This is a genomic window from Treponema sp. Marseille-Q3903 (genome assembly GCF_014334335.1).
In the GTDB taxonomy this organism is placed as follows: domain Bacteria; phylum Spirochaetota; class Spirochaetia; order Treponematales; family Treponemataceae; genus Treponema_D.
This window is the reverse complement of sequence record NZ_JACSEU010000001.1, coordinates 1596685-1614405: the sequence shown is the minus strand read 5'-3', so window position 1 is coordinate 1614405 and position 17721 is coordinate 1596685. Positions and strand designations below refer to the sequence as shown.

Genomic DNA, 17721 nt, shown 5'->3' with positions numbered 1-17721 from the left:
GAGTTTATAATCAGTTATATGAATTACAACAACTTGAAAAATATACAGAATGTTCTAGATAATTCTGTAAGAGAAAAGCGCCTTGCAGGAGTAAACGCTCTTGTCTACAAAGATGGATTTGAGCAAGGGTACTTTGAATCAGGTATGGCAGATATCGAAAACGGTAAAAAATACGCAAGAGATACAATTGTCCGCCTTTATTCGATGACAAAACCTATTGTAAGCGTCGCTGCTTTGAGCTTGCTTGAAGAAGGTAAATTAGACCTTGGAGAAGAACTTTCATATTATCTTCCTGAATTTGAAAATCTTCATGTTTGTACAGACAAAGGGCGTGACGGAAAAGCTCGCATGGCATGCCGCAACATCTTGATTCAGGATTTGATGAATATGACTAGCGGTTATACTTATGGGGCTTGGAATAAAGATTGCACGCTCGGGGAACACCTCACATCGGATTTGATTGCAGAATTAAACAAAGATAGCGAAGGCTTATTCAAAATAACAACTCAGCAAGTTGCCAGTCGCCTCTCAAAGATTCCAGTCAGTTTTGAGCCAGGTACAAATTTTAATTATGGATTTTCTGCAGATATCATGGGAGCTGTGATAGAAAAAATCAGCGGAATGAAGTTGAGCAAATTTCTGCAAAAGCGAATTTTTGAACCGCTTGGAATGAATGATACATCGTTTTACGTTCCTAATGAAAAACAACATCGTCTCGCAAAAGCATATTGGGCAAAGACGCTTGAACATTTTTCTTCATGCAATTTGGGCATTCAATATAGGATGGATCATAAACCTTCATTTGAAAGCGGCGGTGCCGGACTCTGTTCCACAATCGACGACTATATGAAGTTTGCCTGCATGCTCGCTGATGGCGGCGAATTTAACGGACGCAGGATTCTTAAAAAACAGACTGTTGAGTATATTGCGTCTGCAAGGCTTAGAGATGACATCCAGCAAAAATTTAATCAAAAGATGGAACATTTGAGCGGATACACTTACTGCAATTTTATGCGCATCGCCTTTGAACCCGGAAAATGTAAGACAATCACAGAATTCGGCGAATTCGGTTGGGACGGATGGCTTGGCGCTTTTGTATCAATCGACCTTAAAAATAAACTTTGCCTTGTTTTGACAATGCAGAGACCTGATAGCGGACTTACTGCAACTGCACGCAAGGTAAAAGATATAGTTTACACTTCACTCTGATTGTAAGCCGAGTCGACGATTGCAGATTGAGTGTGGAATGGCAGAATGTACCGGACAGAACATGATAATTGACACTATTTATCCTTGTCGTTAAGATGAAGCAATTAAGGTAGAGGTATATTATATGGTATTTCCTTTGGAACAATTAGTTGAATTCAACGATAATATTTATGAAATTACAGTTGCGGCAAGCATTCGCGCATATCAGATGGCTAAAGTTCAAGATCCTGAAATTGCTGCAAACCACGATAAAGTTGTCTGTATCGCTGCAAGACAACTTTTTACAAAAAAAGTAACTTATCGCATTGAACAAAAAGACTAACGATGTGAAAATTCCGGTTATTGTGATTTTTGCGCCGACTGCGTCCGGAAAGACTGCCTTGACTAAAGAATTGTTTTCTAAATCAGGCAGTCATTTTATTTTAAATGCAGAAATCATCAGTGCTGATTCTCAGGCTGTTTACAAAGACATGAATATCGGAACCGCAAAACCTGATGCCGATTTTTGCCGTGAAATTCCTCATCATCTTATAGATATTTTATCTCCAGACATGCAATACAATGTTTCTCTTTTTGTAGATGATGCGGATAAACTTTGCGTAGATATCTACAGACGTGGGAAAATTCCTGTAGTTTGCGGCGGAACTGGATTTTATATTCGTAACTTTTTGTACGGCGTTGCACAAACCCCAGTAAGCGATGAAATCCTTCGTAAAAAGCTCAAAGACAGAATTGAAAAAGAAGGAAATCAAAAGCTTTATGACGAATTAAAAACTATTGACCCTGAAAGTGCTGCTCAGATTCACGTAAAAGACGCTTACAGAATTTGTCGAGCGCTCGAAGTATATTATCTTTCAGGAAAGAACAGGACAAGTTACAAACGCGAACAAAAACTTCGCGATAAATACAATTTTTTATTTTTAGTGATTGAGCCAAACCGTGATGTTTTGTACCAAAGAATCAAAAAACGAGTAGATGTTATGTTTGAACAGGGGCTTGAAAAAGAAGTTCGTTCACTTGTTGCAAAAGGATATAAAAAAGACTCTCCTGGAATGAAAGCAATTGGTTACAGCGAATGGTTTGAAAATGGAGATATCCCTGCCGCATGTGATTTTGAATCAATTGAAAAAATAAAAGAGAGCATAAAGCATCACAGCTGCAAGTACGCAAAAAAACAATATACTTACATCCGCCATATTCCCGGCAGCATTTCCGTAGAATTTAGAAATTCTAGTTCCGGAGAAGCGGAAATTGACTATGACAAAATCAATATGCTGACTATTGACTTTAAAAATAAATTTTGCGATAATACAAAGACTTTATAAAGTAGGAGTGCCACCTCATGCCTTGTGGAAAGAAAAGAAAGCGCCAGAAGATGGCGACACATAAGCGAAAGAAGATTCTTAGACGTAATCGACATAAGAACAAATAGTTTTTATGCCAAAACTATGTGTCAACAGACCGTGCAAACAAAAGTTTTGTGCGGTCTTTTTTTTAAACTGAAATATCATTGTCGGCTTTGTCTGAATTTTAAATAAAATATAACCGACAGTGCTAGGAGAAAAATTATTTTACTTAGCAAAATTCATTCCCCGGATGATCTAAAAAAACTTTCTCATAAAGATATAAAACAACTTGCTGCCGAAATCCGAAAAACTATCATAGAGGTAGTCGGAAAAAACGGTGGTCACCTTGCGAGCAATCTTGGTGTTGTTGAACTGACAATCGCTCTTCACAGAGTTTTCAACAGTCCTAAAGATGCGATTATCTGGGATGTCAGTCATCAATGCTATACTCATAAACTTCTTACGGGGCGTTATTCAGACTTTTTTACACTTCGTCAAAAAAACGGACTTTCTGGTTTTACAAATAAAGATGAAAGTGTCCACGATTTTTTTATAAACGGGCATTCATCGACATCAATTTCATCAGCTCTCGGGCTTTTGACAGCACGTGAATTAAACGGAGATAAGGGCAAAGTGATTGCGGTTATCGGAGACGGTGCTTTGACAGGCGGAATGGCTTTCGAAGGTCTTGAACATGCAGGTCAACTTTCTAAAAATTTGATAATAGTTTTGAACGATAATCAAATGTCTATAGACCACAATACCGGCTCTGTTTCTCGTTATTTAAGCCGCCTTACAATGACAGCAGGATATCAGACTTTCAGATATAAAGCTGACAAGCTGATAGATAAAATTCCATATATCGGACGTGCGTTTGAAAAAATCATATTTCGGTTTAAGAGAGCAATCAAAGGTCTTTTTCTGACAAATAATGTTTTTGTAGATTTGGGATTTGAATACGTTGGACCTCTCGATGGTCATAATGCGGCAGAACTCGAAAAGGTTTTTAGACAAGTTGTAAAACTTCACAGACCTGTCGTCGTCCATATAGTCACAAAAAAAGGAAAAGGATATAGTCCCGCAGAAAACAATCCCGAATTATTTCACGGAATCGGGCCTTTTCAGATAAGCGACGGAGCTGTAGAAAAATTTGACACTACAAGTTTTACAGAAAATTTCAGCAATCTGATTTGTCAGCAAGGTTTAATGAACAAAGAGATTGTGACAGTCACAGCTGCGATGGCAAAAGGGACGGGGCTTTATCAATTTTCACACAAATTTCCGGATAGATTTTTTGATGTTGGAATTGCAGAAGAGCATGCAGTCACCTTTGCTGCAGGGCTTTCTAAAGGCGGAAAAATCCCTGTTGTTTGCATTTATTCTACTTTTATGCAGCGTGCGGTTGACCAAATTATCCACGATATCGCTCTTCAAAAGCTCCATGCAGTTTTTATGCTTGACCGTGCAGGTGCAGTTCCGGGAGATGGCGTTACACATCAAGGTATTTACGATATTGCGCTTTTTAGACCTGTACCTGAAATTCAGTTTCTGACTGTCAGCAGCGCCGAAGATATGAAGCTGTGCCTTGATTGGGCAATAAATGACGGTTCTTCCGTTATCATCCGCTATCCAAAACTTTCATGCCCTACAGAAATCCCTCAGTTTAGTCAGCCTATTGAACTTGGACGAGGGATTTTCATTCCTTGCAGCGAATTTGTAATCGAAAATATAAGTGATGCCGAACTTGAAGGTCGGAAATCAAAAATACTTGTTGTCGCAACAGGCGGCATGTATTCAGAAGTTCAAAAAGCTGTGCGCGCTGTGATGCTCGATGGTGGTTATGCTGATATATACATGCTCCGATTTATAAAGCCTTTTGACGAAACATATTTTATTGAAATTGCAAAAAAATATGATGGTGTTGTTTTTGTTGAAGATGGAGTAAAAATCGGTGGCATAGGAGAGCATTTAAAAGGATTGCTCGCTAAAAACGGAATGACAAACACGAAAGTTCTTGGTTTTGATGACAAATTTTTTAATCATGGAAGTCGTGAAGAAGTTCTTGAAATGACGGGGCTTTCTCATGAATATATACAAAAGGCGATTAAAGAATGTTCCAGATTGAGTTAGGAAAAAAAACAGTAAAGACAGACAGAGCTGCCCTTGTTATGGGAATTGTGAACGCAACGCCGGATTCTTTTTTTGAACAAAGCCGCGGCGGCGTAGAACGTGCATTTGACCTTATTAACCAAGAAGCTGATATCATAGATATTGGCGGCGAATCAACGAGACCAGGGTTTACTCCTATCTCTGCCGATGAAGAGATAAAAAGGATAATCCCGATTATTCGTGAGATAAGGAAACAGTCAGATATCCCAATATCAGTCGATACTACAAAACTGGAAGTTTTTGCTGCTGCTTTTTCAGAAGGAGCAGATATCTGGAATGATGTTATGTCATTGTCAGGGAAAACATGTGGGCAAGACTGCTCAGTAAATGACGAATGTGTAGAGTTTGTTGCAAAAAGCGGTGTCACTGTTGTTTTAATGCACAACGGTCCCGGTGGGGTGAAAACTGTAAATAACTTTTTAAATCAACGTGCCGAATATTGTATATCTCACGGAATTTCAAAAGAAAAAATCATAGTAGATCCGGGAATCGGTTTTTATAAAACAAACCAAGAATCTATAGCTCTCATAAAAAATACAGACAAAATCTGTGATGGACGATATACGATTTTAATGGCGCTTTCCAGAAAACGCTGCATCGGAGAGATGACAGGAAAGACAGCCGATAAAAGGCTTGCAGGAACGTTGGCTGCAGATATGATTTCGGTCCAAAAAGGTGCAAAAATAATCCGCGTTCACGATGTTTCTGAAGCAATTGATACGTTAAAAGTGATGAAATATCTTTAATTTTATAATACAATAGTTGGTATGTTAGGTTTCGATAGGATTCTTTATCTATATGACTTTGTCAGACCTGTCCTTGATATTGCAGTTTTGACTTTTATTTTGTTTAAGGCATACGATTTTATTTCAAAGACAAACGGTGTCCAGATGCTTAAAGCGTTTGTCATCGTTGGTGTTGCTTATGGAATTGCAGTTATTCTTGATTTAAGGACGTTGCTTTGGCTCTTGAATATCATCGCTCCTGGTCTTGTGATTGCGTTTGCCCTTATTTTTCAGCCGGAAATTCGTAAATTATTCATCAGGATAGGGCAGAATGGATGGTTTGCTTTTGGAAGCCGTTCAAAGCATACTTATGTAGATGCCGTTTTGATAGCTGCCGAAATGCTTTCTAAACAACGACGAGGCATGCTTGCTGTTTTTACGCGCCACACCCAGCTTGAAAACATCATCCAGACAGGAACAATATTAAATGCAGATTTGTCTTCAAGCCTTTTGATGACGATTTTTGGTAAAGACACATCGCTACACGACGGGGCATGCTTTATTCAGGGAGGAAAGTTGATCGCTGCCGGATGTTTTTTACCGACAAGCGATAACTATTCCATTAAAAAGACTTTTGGTACACGTCACCGGGCGGCGCTTGGTCTTTCAGAAGTTTCCGATGCAGTCGTTTTAGTTGTATCAGAAGAGACAGGGGCGCTCAGCCTTGCGTATGACTCAAAACTGAACTATGACCTTTCCGTTTCTGAAGTTCGTAAAGTTTTAGAAAATTTGCTTGAAATAACATCAGCAGAAAAAACTCTGGAGGATACTGTCGATGAGCATGAAAACACGAATAATTGACAAACTCCGCAATGAATGGCCAGCAAAAGTCATCTGCCTAGTGATAGCGATTTTTATTTACATTTTCCATCAGGCATCTCTTGTAGAAAAAAAGATTTTTGTAGTTCCTCTAAAAATCCAAAATGAAGGAATTGTGATGCCTGTCGGCGATGTTCCATCATCTGTATCTGTAGTTGTAAAAGCCGGTGAAAATGAAATAATGAGCATTCAGAAAAACGATATCACCGCAACTATAAATTTAAACAATATAGTGAAAAAAGGAACATATACCGTTCCTGTAAAAATTGAGATTTCGGAAAAATTATTGCAGTTCGATATCCTAGAAATAAAACTTCGTCAGGAAAATATAGAACTCGATGTTGAAAAAGTTGAATCGAAGTATGTAAACATTGCACCGTCAATCGTAGGGGCTGCCGCACACGGCTATCAGGTAGACAGTGTTTTGATGACGCCTTCAACTGCTCTCATCACAGGTCCGGAATCAATTGTCAATTCTTTGAACGAAATTTATACGCAACGGATAAATGTCTCAAATGCAGAAACAAATTTTTCTACCGAAGTAGGATTTCAAAATCCTTCAAAGTTTGTTTCAATTGGAGATTCCGGTCCTTATAAAGCTGAAGTTTCAATCAGCCAAGTACAGGACGAGCATACGTTTGAAGACGTTTCAGTTGAGTTGCTCAATATCCCTGATGGCTTAATGGTTGACGGTCAAGTTCCAAAAGTCAGTTTTACGCTTTTTGGAAAAATGATTGAGCTTGAAAAGTTTATTCTTCTGAAAAATTCGGTTCAAGCAAATTTTTCAGATATAAAAGAGCCGGGAACTTACGAGATTCATTTAAAATATAATATTCCATCTGATATTGAAATCAAAAACAAGTCGCATGACTATATAAGCGTAAAAGTTGTCAAAAAAGCTGAAAATGAGCGCCAGTCTGATACATCGGAACTCAGTACTAAAGAACAGCAGGAGAGTTAGCATCTGATGATTTACGGAATTGGAAGTGATATTGCAGAAGTCAAGCGTTTTGAAAAATGGGTAAAAAATCCGCAGATGATTGACAGATTCTTTAATGAAAGGGAAGTTTCAAAAGGGAAAAATATTTTTGCAATGTGTCAACATCTCGCTGTGAGGTTTGCAGCTAAAGAAGCTTTTTCAAAAGCTCTTGGAACGGGACTTTCAGGTTTTGAGCTAAAGGATGTATACATAACGAAAGACGAAAACGGAAAGCCTTTTTTGAATTTTCAAAAATCTGCTATAAATCTGTTGAAAGAAAGGTGCGGGGAATGTAGAGTTCACGTTTCTCTCAGTCACGAAAAAGAATATGCACTTGCATTTGTTGTAATAGAAAAGGGGGAATGATGGGACAATCTAAAAATGTCGAAAAGAAAAAACTTCCAATATCTTACTGGTCAAAAGAAAAATGCAGTTGTCCAATCTGCCAAAAACATTTTGAACGTGAGATAATGCGAAGCGGTAACGGACGCATGATTGCCGGTGGTCTTACAGAAGAGCTTCATCGTATTTTTGAACCGTCAGCAAAATATGGCCGCGTCTATCCTCTTATTTATGAAATTGGCGTTTGCCCTAATTGCTATTCCGCATTTTTTTGGAACGATTTTACAGAAAAAATAGCTCCTGAAGATGGCGATAAACTATACGAACATTCTGATAAACGAAAATGTGCATGTGAAGAGATTTTTCCTTATTTCAATCTTAAACACGAAAGGACATTATACGATGGTACGGCGATGTATTATTTGGCATTGATGACGTATGATGATATGGGTGCTTATGCTCTTCCGACGATGAAAAAAGCAATCCTCTCACTTAGGCTTGCATGGCTTACACAAGACATAAATGAACGATGCTCTGGGCACAACTACGATATAGTTTCGAAGATGTTTTACAGCAAAGCGCTGTTTTTTTATCAACAGGCAGTCATAAATGAAGAAAAACGTCTGGAAAAAAGCTCAACTCTTCCAAATATGGGACCGGATATAGATAAAAATTACGGTTGGGACGGCGTTATATATTTGTGTGGGCTTCTTGAATACAAGTATGGGCAGACAAACGATATTCAGCTTAGGTTAAAAAAGCTTTCAGAGTCAAAAACTGCAATCGCCCGCATTTTTGGACTTGGTAAATCATCAAAAAATAAACCGGGACCGCTTTTGGAACACGCACGCGATTTGTACGATAATCTGTCTAAGCTTGTAAATGATGATAACTTCTGATGCGTAATATTTTATTGACAATCTCTTATGATGGAACTGATTTTTGCGGCTGGCAGCGTCAAGATGATGTTTTAGGTGGGCAGGCAGAACGGACTGTTCAGAGCGAAGTCGAAACTGCATTGGAAAAAATCCACAAACAAAAGATTCAGCTTTACGGTTCAGGACGCACAGACAGCGGGGTTCATGCACTAGGTCAGGCAGCAAATTTTTATACTCCGATTGATACAATCCCCGCAGAAAATTATCTGCGCGCAATAAACGGATTTTTACCAAAAGACGTAAGGATTATCGATTCAAAAGAAGTTCCGCAAGATTTTAGCGCAAGGAAATCTGCTACAAGCCGTGTTTACAGATATTTTATATCGTTCGGATGCTCTGTTTCTGCAAATAATTTAAGATATAGCTGGTTTGTAAAAAATTACGAGCCGAATGTGGAAAGATTAAACAGATACTGCAAATGCTTGAGGGGAGAATTAGACTGCTCATCGTTTGCGGCAAAAGGAGATGATTCTGTTTCAACTTTTCGCTACATAGACGATGCGGCTTTTTTTATTCAAAAAGATATATGGGGAAATGATATTCTAGTTTTTCAGATTGAAGCAAATGCATTTTTGTGGAAAATGGTAAGGACGCTGACAGGAACATTGATAACACTTGATAAAACTTGTGCAAAAGATGATACGATGGAAAAACTCCTTGCTGCAAAAGATCGTACAAAGGCAGGAGTCACAGCGCCTCCAACAGGTTTGTTTTTATATAAAGTTAAGTTTGATGGCGTTAGAAAGCATGTCTGATTTTTTGCGCAACATTGTATAACCCCAAAAAAAACGTTAAAATATCTCGATTATCATACAAAATATTTTTTGGGGAAAATAAATGAACAGACGACTGATTACCTCCGCATTACCTTATGTAAATAATATTCCGCATCTGGGAAATTTGATCCAGATGCTTTCAGGTGATGTTTTTGCGCGTTTTTGCCGAAACCGAGGCTACGACACTCTTTATATCTGCGGAACAGATGAATACGGAACTGCTACAGAAACTAAAGCGATTGAAGAAAACAAAACTCCCAGAGAACTATGCGATTATTATTATGCAGAGCACATCAAAATCTATGACTGGTTTCACATCAATTTTGATAAATTCGGTCGAACTTCTAACAAACAGTGTACTGAAATCACTCAGTCTTTGTTTAAAGATCTAGATGATGCAGGATTGATAAAAGAGCACGTCAACAAGCAGCTTTTTTGCCCACACTGCAACATGTTTCTTGCAGACCGCTATGTCGATGGAATTTGCCCGAAATGCGGAAGTTCAGGGGCTCGCGGAGACCAGTGCGATAACTGCGGTTCGTTGCTTGACCCAATCGAATTAAAAGATCCAAAATGCCATACGTGTGGTTCAACCCCAATCGTAAAAGAGACAAAACATCTATATATAGACCTTCCATCATTGAGTAAAAAACTTGACTCGTGGATGGTCGATGCTTCAAAAGAGGGGCGCTGGTCTGACAACGCTATCAACATAACAAAAGCTTGGATTCGAGACGGTCTAAACGAACGCGCAATTACACGAGACTTAAAATGGGGTATTCCTGTTCCAAAATCTGGCTATGAAGATAAAGTTTTTTATGTTTGGTTTAATGCCCCAATCGGGTACATCTCTATTACAAAGCAGCTTGCTGATGAACTTTCAAAAGAAGGGAAACAGTCTTACGATTGGAAATCGTGGTGGCTGCCTTCAGAATCAGAGCAGGCAAAACAAAAAGGAAAAGTTGAGCTTTTTCAATTTATCGGAAAAGACAATATTCCATTTCATACAGTGATTTTCCCGTCAACGCTGCTCGGCTCTCCTCACAACTGGACAAAACTTCACCACATGTCTTCAACAGAATATTTAAATTATGAAAGCGGAAAATTTTCTAAAAGTCGTGGAATAGGAGTTTTCGGAACAGACGCCATTGAAACCGGCATCCCTTCCGATGCATGGCGTTTTTATATTTTCTATAACAGACCGGAAAAACAAGATTTTCAGTTTACATGGAAAGACTTTATGGAAAAACTCAATTCGGAATTGATAGGCAATCTTGGAAACCTTGTAAACCGAACTCTTCTTTTTGTAAACAAATATTACGACGGAATTATTCCTAATGCTCCTGTTGATAAAAAACTTTGGTCAAAAATTTTGGAGCTTGAAAAAAAAGCGACTGATTATCTTGAATGGGCAGATTTGAAAGATGCATTCCACACGATGTTTGAGATTGCCGATATATGCAACAAAAAATTTCAAGCTACAGAGCCTTGGAAAGCGCGCACAGAAAATCCTGAGCTCGCAGAATCTCTTATCTACAATTTGTGTTATGTTATAAAAGATTTGATGATCATGATGAACCCTTACATGCCGCAATATACGCAAAAAATAATGTCGTATTTTGGAAAAACAATTGCAGAAACTAAAGTTGGAACTGATTCAAAACCTGGCTACAATTGGGCAGACATCGGCGTGATGGAAGGGCTTGAAAAAGTCGGCGCAACTGAAATCTACTTTAAGCCGATGGATCAAAAAACTATGCTTTCATTCCGCGAAAAGTTTAGCGGTAAGCAAAATGAACGCGGAAACGATAACTCTAAAACCGAAAAGAAAGAGAAAAAAACTGATAAAAGCAAACCAGTAGTATTGCCTGTCGAACAGCAGGAAGCGTTTTTCAATTCTGCGATAGAGCTGACAGTCGCAAAAATCGTGGATGTAAAACCGAATCCTGAAGCTGAAAAACTCTACATAGAAACTCTCGACGACGGCAGTGGAATTCCACGTACAATTCAGTCTGGTCTTCGAATGTATCTCAAAGAATCTGAACTTCTCGGAAAGCATGTCATAATCGTTTCAAATCTCGCTCCTAGAACTATGCGTGGAGTTGAAAGTCGAGGAATGCTTCTCGCTGGTGACTATAAAGATTCCGAAGGAAAAGATTGTGTTGAAGTTCTTGACGCAAGTTGGGCAAAACCGGGAACAAAAGTTGTAATTGAAGGGACAAACCAAGAAACAAAAAAGGCGGAAATCAATGCAGAGCAGTTTTTTGCTGTCTCAATCAATGCAGTCAACGGTTTTGTAGAGATTGCAGGTAAGAAACTTGTCGCAGATGGAAAAGCAATCACAACATCAAAAGCGTTAAACTCTGAAATAGGATAATTTTTGCAGCTGTCATCAGCTGTCATAGGTAAAGACTAAAAAAAATATATATGCTAATATGTGCAAATGTTTAACATTGAAGCAAAACTGATTGACGATACAAAACATCAGAACGACGGCTCGTTTTTGCAGACACCTTTCTGGTGTGATTTTAAATCACGTCACGGTTGGTCATACAGACGTTTTGAAATATCTGCATATTTGCCTGATATTTTTGCAGAAGACGAAAATCAAAACTGCGAGTGCAACGAAAAAAAATCGGCAAATTCGGGCAAACTTTGCACCAAAAAAAGATATGAAGTCGCCGTATTAAATAGAAATTTTGCACGAGGAATGTTTTCGATAGCGTATATTCCGCTTTTTCCAAAGCTTTTGTACGAATGCACCCCGGAAGAAATAATAGACAAAACATTTGAAGAAAAAGATTCTGAAACGGAAGACATTTCTGTAATCAGCGAAAATATCGTGACACCCGAAACTCAGTCTATTGAGTTTGCGCATTTTTTGACAGAGATTGCATATTCTCTAAAACCTCTTCTTCCAAAAAACACAATTGTGATTCGTTTTGACCCTGATGTATCTTTTAGAGAGCCTGACGACCGTGATTTTTTTAATTATGGAATAAAAATGGTCGCCTTTGCAGACAGACTGCACCTAAAAAAAAGCAAAGTCGATATTCAGCCGCCCGATTCAACTCTTGTAGATTTGTGTTGCACTGAAGAAGAAATTTTCTCTCGAATGCACTCAAAATGGCGTTACAACATTCGTCTGAGTGAAAAAAAAGGAGTTTTGATTAAGCGTTATTTCGGCGATGATCCTGAAATCACTCAGAAAATTGATAAATTTTATCAGTTGACTAAGGAAACAAACGCACGAGATGGAAATTCCTGCCATGCAAAATCTTATTATCTTGATTTGATTAAATTTTCTGCGGAACGGATTAACAGCGGAAAAGACGTCCCTTTAATCAGCTTATATATCGCAGAGCACGACGGCGATGCAATTGCCGGCATTATGACTTTGTTCAGCCACGATGAAGCTGTTTACCTTTATGGAGCAAGCAGCAACTCAAAACGAAACTTGATGCCAAACCACTTTTTGCAGTGGACAGCTATAAAAGATGCAAAAGCATACGGTTCAAAATACTACGACATGTACGGAATCCCGCCGGAAGGAAAAGATGAAAATCATCCGATGCATGGGCTTTATATGTTCAAAGCAAATTTTGGTGGGAAAAATATTCACCGCACAGGAAGTTGGGACGTTTCTTTAAAAATTTATTACATTTTTTACAGTTTGATGGAAAATCTGCGTGCGTTCTGGTTTAAAAAAATTATAAAAAAATTGAAAGGCAGATAGCACAATCTGTGAGGAAAAATGAATATACTTTACACAAAAACAATTCCATCTTTCGGCATTGCGGGAAATTTTACAGGACATCTTGAACAGGCGGGAGAGGCTTCCGACTTTGTAAATATAAAATCAGAGCAAAATGCACCGAAAGCGATTTTTCCGACTTACATTCCAAACTCAAAAACTGCACCGTCTTTTTTGAGCATTTTTCCATTTCATACTACAAAGATAATTTTTCCTAAAGGAGAGAAAAAAGTCCAGATAGAGCCGGAATGTGCTCTGATTTTCGATGCGAGATGGGAAAATAACAAACTTATCGAGCTCACGCCGACTCTGTTCGGAGCTTCAAATGACTGTTCAATCCGCAGGGAAAATGCTCCTAAAATCAGTGTAAAAAAAAATTGGGGTGAAGCTTCAAAAGGGTTCGCAGAAAGATTGATTCCTCTCGACAATTTTACTTCTCAAGGAGTTTTGAACAAATATAGAATCTCAAGTTTTTTAATACGAAACAACGATGTCCATATTTACGGTGAAGACAGTGCAGTCCGCGACTATAGCTATATATACGATAAGCTCACTGAATGGATGCTTGATAAATTCAACAATCAGAAAGACGAAGGTCCTGCGGAAGAAATTCATAAATATCTTTTAGATTGCGAACATCCAAAAAAAATTATGGTTTCAATCGGGGCAACTCGCTATACGCAGTGGGGAAAAAATAACTTTCTTCAAAACGGGGATGTTGCGGCAATTATCTTGTATCCCGAAGATGAATATACACAAGAGCGGATAATTTCTCTCGTAAAATCGGGAAAAATCAATGACGAGCGTGTTTCAGCATTGATTCAGCAAGTTGTACTATAGAATCTTCCGGAAAAATAATGCGGAGTTTTTGTACTGTTTCCAGCAATTCTTCGTTATCTTTGCCGGATATAATGCATTCACAAAAACCTTTTTCCCTCTCTTGTTTCGCAGCTAAATCGTTCGTCTGATTCAAAAATTTTATACCTTTAATTTTTATGATTTTTTGCATTGCGTTTGTTTCGATTAAGGGAAGTTTTAAATTGATGATTTTTGGCAGTTTTCCATCTTCTGAAAACCATTTTGATTTTGTAAAATCGATTTTTTCATTTTCTACGCAGCTTAGATAAAGCATTTCAAAAATTGATTTATTGAGCAAAACCGAATATGTGTAACTCATCCCGCTCAGACGTGGATTTATCTCTATCACATACCATTTTCCATCTTCGCCGAAAACAAGGTCAATCTGGGCGCAGCCTGAAAAGTCAAGAGTGGTGGCGATTTTTAGAAGCATTTCTTTGAGCTTTTTCGGCACGCAAAATGGACCGAATTTTACGCTTTGCTTTGGACTCGTTATTCCATATTGATTTACACTGAATAAAAACATCGGCATAACAGTATAATTTCCTGGAATTCCGTAAATTTCAACGCCGAATTGCTGTCCCTTGATAAATTCTTCTGCAATTCTGTTTGAATTGTTCCGCTTTGAATTAAGATAATTTGCAAATTCACCGTAAGTGTTTACGACTGTCATCCCGTATGAGCTGAGCCCTGATGTATCTTTTATGACGATTGGAAGGCGCAATTTTTTCATCTGCGAAAATACGCTTTCCCTATAAACATTGTGAACAACTTCCTTGTGGCTTCCGGCGCAAAAATACATATCGTGATCTACAAAAATGCCGCGAGGAATATCGATTGCAACTTTTTCAAGAGCATGGCGCGTTCTGTATTTGTCAAAACAAATCAAGCCTGTTTCAACGCAGTGACAAAAAGTTTTAATTTCTGCAGAAGCCAACAATTCTCCGACAAGGGCATCATTTATCGTGAGCCAGTCATAAGGATTTACCCAAAAAGTCATTGCGATTGCGATATCAGGTTTTAAGTCGATTATGCGCTTTGCAAACTCTTTATAATCGCAAGATTTGGGGACAATGACAGACAATGTTTCAGGCATAAACATTTTTGGTTCTTGGGTAACGCATATAAAATCATGCTTATGATACTTTTGTTTGAATTGCAAAAAAAAATCATCATTTTTTTGTAAAACGTCAATTTTAAAAAGAGAGGAATCTGACTGGTTTGAATTTGTGCTGTAAAAAATGATTTTCATTTAGTTTCCTGTATTTTTGTTGCAATCGTTTTTTTGACACACTGACGGAATAATTTTTCTTCATCGTTTGTTAAAAGATTTTTGTCATACAATGCTTTTTCAAAAACGCTTCCGGCAATATCAGCATCGCAATTGTTAAAAAGTGCTGTATATTCTGCCGGAGCAAGATTTTTTTTGTATTCAATTCCGTTTGAAGCTCCGTATTCGATAAGTTTTATAAACAATTTTGTCAGCCTGTCGAGCTCTGTTGTTTTTTCCTTTGAGCGGGCTGTCTTTTTTATAAAATCTTTGATTTCTTTCTGAAATCTTTTTTCATCTACTTTTATGCACTGTTTTTTATCAGAGTTTTTTTTGAACAGATAATGAAAAAAATCTTTTATTTTTAAAACTGTTTTTTTTATAAAATCAAACAATTTGTTTTCCGCCCAATATTTTTTCCATTCATCGCTGAAAAACGGCTTAAACATAAATACGATTAAAAGAATAACTAAAACTCCGATTACAGTCCATTTTATAATTTGAAAAATTATTGAAAAAAGCCACGAATAATCTTTGTGATTTTTTGTCGTATCAGGAATCGGAAGCGATTCAAAATCAAATTGAATAAAATTCGGTTTTTTCATCTCAACATGCTGCTCTTGCCTTAATTCAAAAACTGGTTCATGAAATTCGACTTTTATTAAAGCTTTATTTGAAGAAGCAACAAAACCGAATCCGACAGAAATAAAAAAAATCAACATGATTGCTTTAAAATTTTTTTTCTTATCTTCAATTATTTTATCAAATCCAAGAAAAGCGTAATATGACTGATTTTTGTAATATCCGAAAAGATAAAATGTACAGAAAATGCAAAAATAAAAAAACAATGCACAAAAAGCAAAAGAGGGCAGTAAACTGTTGTTGATATTTTTTAATGCAATAATCAATATCAACATCAAAACAGCGATTACAGATTCAAACAGCTGAATCGATTTCAGTTTTGCAGCAAAATCGATTGCAGGGATATTGTTGTGATAAAGATGAGTTTTTAAGTCTTTTCCGGTTTTCCCATCAAATGAATCTGTAAACTCTCTGTGATATACATACACTTCATTCATCACTGCTTCCAAGATGTAGTGGGCGATTGCGGTCGGAATTAAAATATACAAAAGATTGTGCTTTCCAATCAAAAAGCATAAAAGGCAGATGAAAATAAGGTAAATAAACATGAAGCGTATGTGAGATCCGATTTTAGTTTTTTCATCTGAAAAAATCGCTAGGACAACGGTATAAAGCAAACCAGAAACAAAAGTTATCAAAAAAGTGAACCAGTCAATCAATATTTTGGAGCATTCATTGTCATTTTGCGTCTGCATTAAAATCGCAATTAAAATTGACATAATAAAAGAAGTCGCAATAGAAAAATTCAAAAAACTTTCAACAAAATGTGTAAATCTATTTTCCATTTTTCTTCAATGCCCCGATATTTTTTGTATTTATATGTTTGTCTGCTGCAAGCTTTAGAAAATATTCTTCAACTTCTTTTGGTCCGATTTCAAAAAAAAGTGTTCCTGCCGGAAGCTGATTTTTAAATTTCATGTATGGATCGTATCCGCATTTTCCGTCTATTGGTTTTATCACAGACAAAATGTCAAGAATTGTCAGTGCACTGTTGGGAGTCGGTCGCAAAAACGGATAACCTTCTGCAAATGCGGAAAACCCACATCTTTGTCTGTAGAAAATTGCTTTTTCCGCTATGCTCGCTGCAATTTCAATAGCTTTTTCGATGTTGTAATTTCTAGAATGAAGTTCGTAATCTTCTTTTGCAATATTTAGAAAGATAAAAAAAGGTGAGTTGTAGGAGTTTTCAAACTGATTTGTAAAAAGTGTGCCAAACTTTGCGCTTGCACGCCAATTGATTCGTTTTTGTTCATCGCCGTTTTTGTATTCGCGAATCGAGCGGCGCATTGTGACATCTTCGTAAACGGGATTGTTGATTTTTAGATTTCCCTGCGGAAAACCAGGCTGAGTCTCTGTTGTAAGTTTAATGCGCGCCGGACGTACAACAATTTTTAAGTCGGCAGGAACTTCCATATCGATTTGAAACAATCCTAGAGGATCTCCAGTTTTGACTTTCACAGGCCCTGCGTGATATATGCCTCTTTCTCGTGCTTTTATCTTATAAGTTACGTATTTTAATTCTCTGCCTTTCAAACTTGTAATTATTTGATTGGCATCTTCAAAAACATAAACGTATGGTATTTCATCAAAAAAATAACACAGATGCGCCGTCAACCTTGAAAAATTTTTAATCGTAAAAGTGATTTCGGCAGTTTCACCGCATGAAAGTTTTACTTCCGAGACGTTTCTTTCGATTTTAATTTTTTTATACAACATCAGCGCGTAAAAAAAAGATAGCAGCAATATTCCTAAAATTGAAAGCAGAATAAATTGTAAAATTCTGAATGGACAAAAAAGGAATGCTAGGAAACATAAGGCTGCGGTGATGTAAACT

General features: G+C 37.4%; 16 protein-coding genes. 13 read left to right on the top strand and 3 right to left on the bottom strand.

Features of this window, described 5'->3' with window-relative positions; all coding sequences use genetic code 11:
- The first annotated feature begins 18 nt into the window (after positions 1 to 18).
- The 13 genes from H9I37_RS07350 (at position 19) to H9I37_RS07290 (ending at position 13957) form a co-directional block, all read left to right on the top strand.
- The gene (locus tag H9I37_RS07350) at positions 19 to 1209 is read left to right on the top strand and encodes a serine hydrolase domain-containing protein (protein ID WP_187381798.1); all 1191 of its coding nucleotides are present in this window, start codon (positions 19 to 21) and stop codon (positions 1207 to 1209) included.
- Between the two features lie 124 nt (positions 1210 to 1333).
- Complete coding sequence (locus tag H9I37_RS07345) at positions 1334 to 1531, top strand: DNA-directed RNA polymerase subunit omega (protein ID WP_187381797.1); 198 nt, start codon at positions 1334 to 1336, stop codon at positions 1529 to 1531.
- Entirely contained in the window at positions 1515 to 2534 is a 1020-nt protein-coding gene (miaA, locus tag H9I37_RS07340) for a tRNA (adenosine(37)-N6)-dimethylallyltransferase MiaA (protein ID WP_222864190.1), read from the top strand. The genes H9I37_RS07345 and miaA overlap by 17 nt, the downstream gene beginning before the upstream one ends.
- A gap of 216 nt (positions 2535 to 2750) precedes the next feature.
- The gene (dxs, locus tag H9I37_RS07335) at positions 2751 to 4685 is read left to right on the top strand and encodes a 1-deoxy-D-xylulose-5-phosphate synthase (RefSeq protein ID WP_486389522.1); all 1935 of its coding nucleotides are present in this window, start codon (positions 2751 to 2753) and stop codon (positions 4683 to 4685) included.
- Positions 4667 to 5470: a dihydropteroate synthase gene (gene folP / locus H9I37_RS07330; RefSeq protein ID WP_187381796.1), complete on the top strand. Its 804-nt coding sequence runs from the start codon at positions 4667 to 4669 to the stop codon at positions 5468 to 5470. The genes dxs and folP overlap by 19 nt, the downstream gene beginning before the upstream one ends.
- 21 nt (positions 5471 to 5491) lie before the next feature.
- Positions 5492 to 6310 carry a diadenylate cyclase CdaA gene (gene cdaA / locus H9I37_RS07325; protein WP_187381795.1) on the top strand — a complete coding sequence of 273 codons (819 nt, stop codon included), beginning with the start codon at positions 5492 to 5494 and terminating at the stop codon, positions 6308 to 6310.
- A complete protein-coding gene (locus H9I37_RS07320; RefSeq protein WP_187381794.1) occupies positions 6285 to 7289 on the top strand; it encodes a CdaR family protein in 1005 nt (334 codons plus the stop codon). The genes cdaA and H9I37_RS07320 overlap by 26 nt, the downstream gene beginning before the upstream one ends.
- Positions 7290 to 7295: 6 nt before the next feature.
- The gene (locus tag H9I37_RS07315; RefSeq protein ID WP_187381793.1) at positions 7296 to 7673 is read left to right on the top strand and encodes a holo-ACP synthase; all 378 of its coding nucleotides are present in this window, start codon (positions 7296 to 7298) and stop codon (positions 7671 to 7673) included.
- On the top strand, positions 7670 to 8548 hold the full coding sequence (locus H9I37_RS07310) for a DUF2225 domain-containing protein (RefSeq protein WP_187381792.1): 879 nt from the start codon (positions 7670 to 7672) through the stop codon (positions 8546 to 8548). The genes H9I37_RS07315 and H9I37_RS07310 overlap by 4 nt, the downstream gene beginning before the upstream one ends.
- The gene (gene truA / locus H9I37_RS07305) at positions 8548 to 9342 is read left to right on the top strand and encodes a tRNA pseudouridine(38-40) synthase TruA (RefSeq protein ID WP_187381791.1); all 795 of its coding nucleotides are present in this window, start codon (positions 8548 to 8550) and stop codon (positions 9340 to 9342) included. The genes H9I37_RS07310 and truA overlap by 1 nt, the downstream gene beginning before the upstream one ends.
- Positions 9343 to 9424: 82 nt before the next feature.
- Positions 9425 to 11740 carry a methionine--tRNA ligase gene (metG, locus tag H9I37_RS07300; RefSeq protein WP_187381790.1) on the top strand — a complete coding sequence of 772 codons (2316 nt, stop codon included), beginning with the start codon at positions 9425 to 9427 and terminating at the stop codon, positions 11738 to 11740.
- A 66-nt stretch (positions 11741 to 11806) separates the two neighbouring features.
- Entirely contained in the window at positions 11807 to 13099 is a 1293-nt protein-coding gene (locus H9I37_RS07295) for a lipid II:glycine glycyltransferase FemX (protein WP_187381789.1), read from the top strand.
- An 18-nt stretch (positions 13100 to 13117) separates the two neighbouring features.
- Entirely contained in the window at positions 13118 to 13957 is an 840-nt protein-coding gene (locus H9I37_RS07290) for a DUF5718 family protein (protein WP_187381788.1), read from the top strand.
- On the opposite strand, the gene H9I37_RS07285 is transcribed toward H9I37_RS07290, so the two are convergent.
- Genes H9I37_RS07285 through H9I37_RS07275 form a run of 3 tightly spaced genes read right to left on the bottom strand, consistent with a single transcriptional unit; the run spans position 13911 to position 17603 of the window.
- Positions 13911 to 15227: an ATP-grasp domain-containing protein gene (locus H9I37_RS07285; protein WP_187381787.1), complete on the bottom strand. Its 1317-nt coding sequence runs from the start codon at positions 15225 to 15227 to the stop codon at positions 13911 to 13913. The genes H9I37_RS07290 and H9I37_RS07285 overlap by 47 nt on opposite strands.
- Positions 15224 to 16672 carry a hypothetical protein gene (locus H9I37_RS07280; RefSeq protein ID WP_187381786.1) on the bottom strand — a complete coding sequence of 483 codons (1449 nt, stop codon included), beginning with the start codon at positions 16670 to 16672 and terminating at the stop codon, positions 15224 to 15226. Before H9I37_RS07280 ends, H9I37_RS07285 begins: the two co-directional genes overlap by 4 nt.
- Positions 16662 to 17603, bottom strand: a complete 942-nt coding sequence (locus tag H9I37_RS07275; RefSeq protein ID WP_187381785.1) for a DUF58 domain-containing protein — start codon at positions 17601 to 17603, stop codon at positions 16662 to 16664. The genes H9I37_RS07280 and H9I37_RS07275 overlap by 11 nt, the downstream gene beginning before the upstream one ends.
- Between the last annotated feature and the right edge of the window lie 118 nt (positions 17604 to 17721).

What these genes read in the sequence shown, in the direction of transcription:
- H9I37_RS07350 (WP_187381798.1), top strand. Translation starts at nt 19, where the DNA reads ATGAATTACAACAACTTGAAAAATATACAGAATGTTCTAGATAATTCT.
- H9I37_RS07345 (WP_187381797.1), top strand. Translation starts at nt 1,334, where the DNA reads ATGGTATTTCCTTTGGAACAATTAGTTGAATTCAACGATAATATTTAT.
- folP (WP_187381796.1), top strand. Translation starts at nt 4,667, where the DNA reads ATGTTCCAGATTGAGTTAGGAAAAAAAACAGTAAAGACAGACAGAGCT.
- cdaA (WP_187381795.1), top strand. Translation starts at nt 5,492, where the DNA reads ATGTTAGGTTTCGATAGGATTCTTTATCTATATGACTTTGTCAGACCT.
- H9I37_RS07320 (WP_187381794.1), top strand. Translation starts at nt 6,285, where the DNA reads ATGAGCATGAAAACACGAATAATTGACAAACTCCGCAATGAATGGCCA.
- H9I37_RS07315 (WP_187381793.1), top strand. Translation starts at nt 7,296, where the DNA reads ATGATTTACGGAATTGGAAGTGATATTGCAGAAGTCAAGCGTTTTGAA.
- H9I37_RS07310 (WP_187381792.1), top strand. Translation starts at nt 7,670, where the DNA reads ATGATGGGACAATCTAAAAATGTCGAAAAGAAAAAACTTCCAATATCT.
- truA (WP_187381791.1), top strand. Translation starts at nt 8,548, where the DNA reads ATGCGTAATATTTTATTGACAATCTCTTATGATGGAACTGATTTTTGC.
- metG (WP_187381790.1), top strand. Translation starts at nt 9,425, where the DNA reads ATGAACAGACGACTGATTACCTCCGCATTACCTTATGTAAATAATATT.
- H9I37_RS07295 (WP_187381789.1), top strand. Translation starts at nt 11,807, where the DNA reads ATGTTTAACATTGAAGCAAAACTGATTGACGATACAAAACATCAGAAC.
- H9I37_RS07290 (WP_187381788.1), top strand. Translation starts at nt 13,118, where the DNA reads ATGAATATACTTTACACAAAAACAATTCCATCTTTCGGCATTGCGGGA.
- H9I37_RS07285 (WP_187381787.1), bottom strand. Translation starts at nt 15,227, where the DNA reads ATGAAAATCATTTTTTACAGCACAAATTCAAACCAGTCAGATTCCTCT.
- H9I37_RS07280 (WP_187381786.1), bottom strand. Translation starts at nt 16,672, where the DNA reads ATGGAAAATAGATTTACACATTTTGTTGAAAGTTTTTTGAATTTTTCT.
- H9I37_RS07275 (WP_187381785.1), bottom strand. Translation starts at nt 17,603, where the DNA reads ATGTTGTATAAAAAAATTAAAATCGAAAGAAACGTCTCGGAAGTAAAA.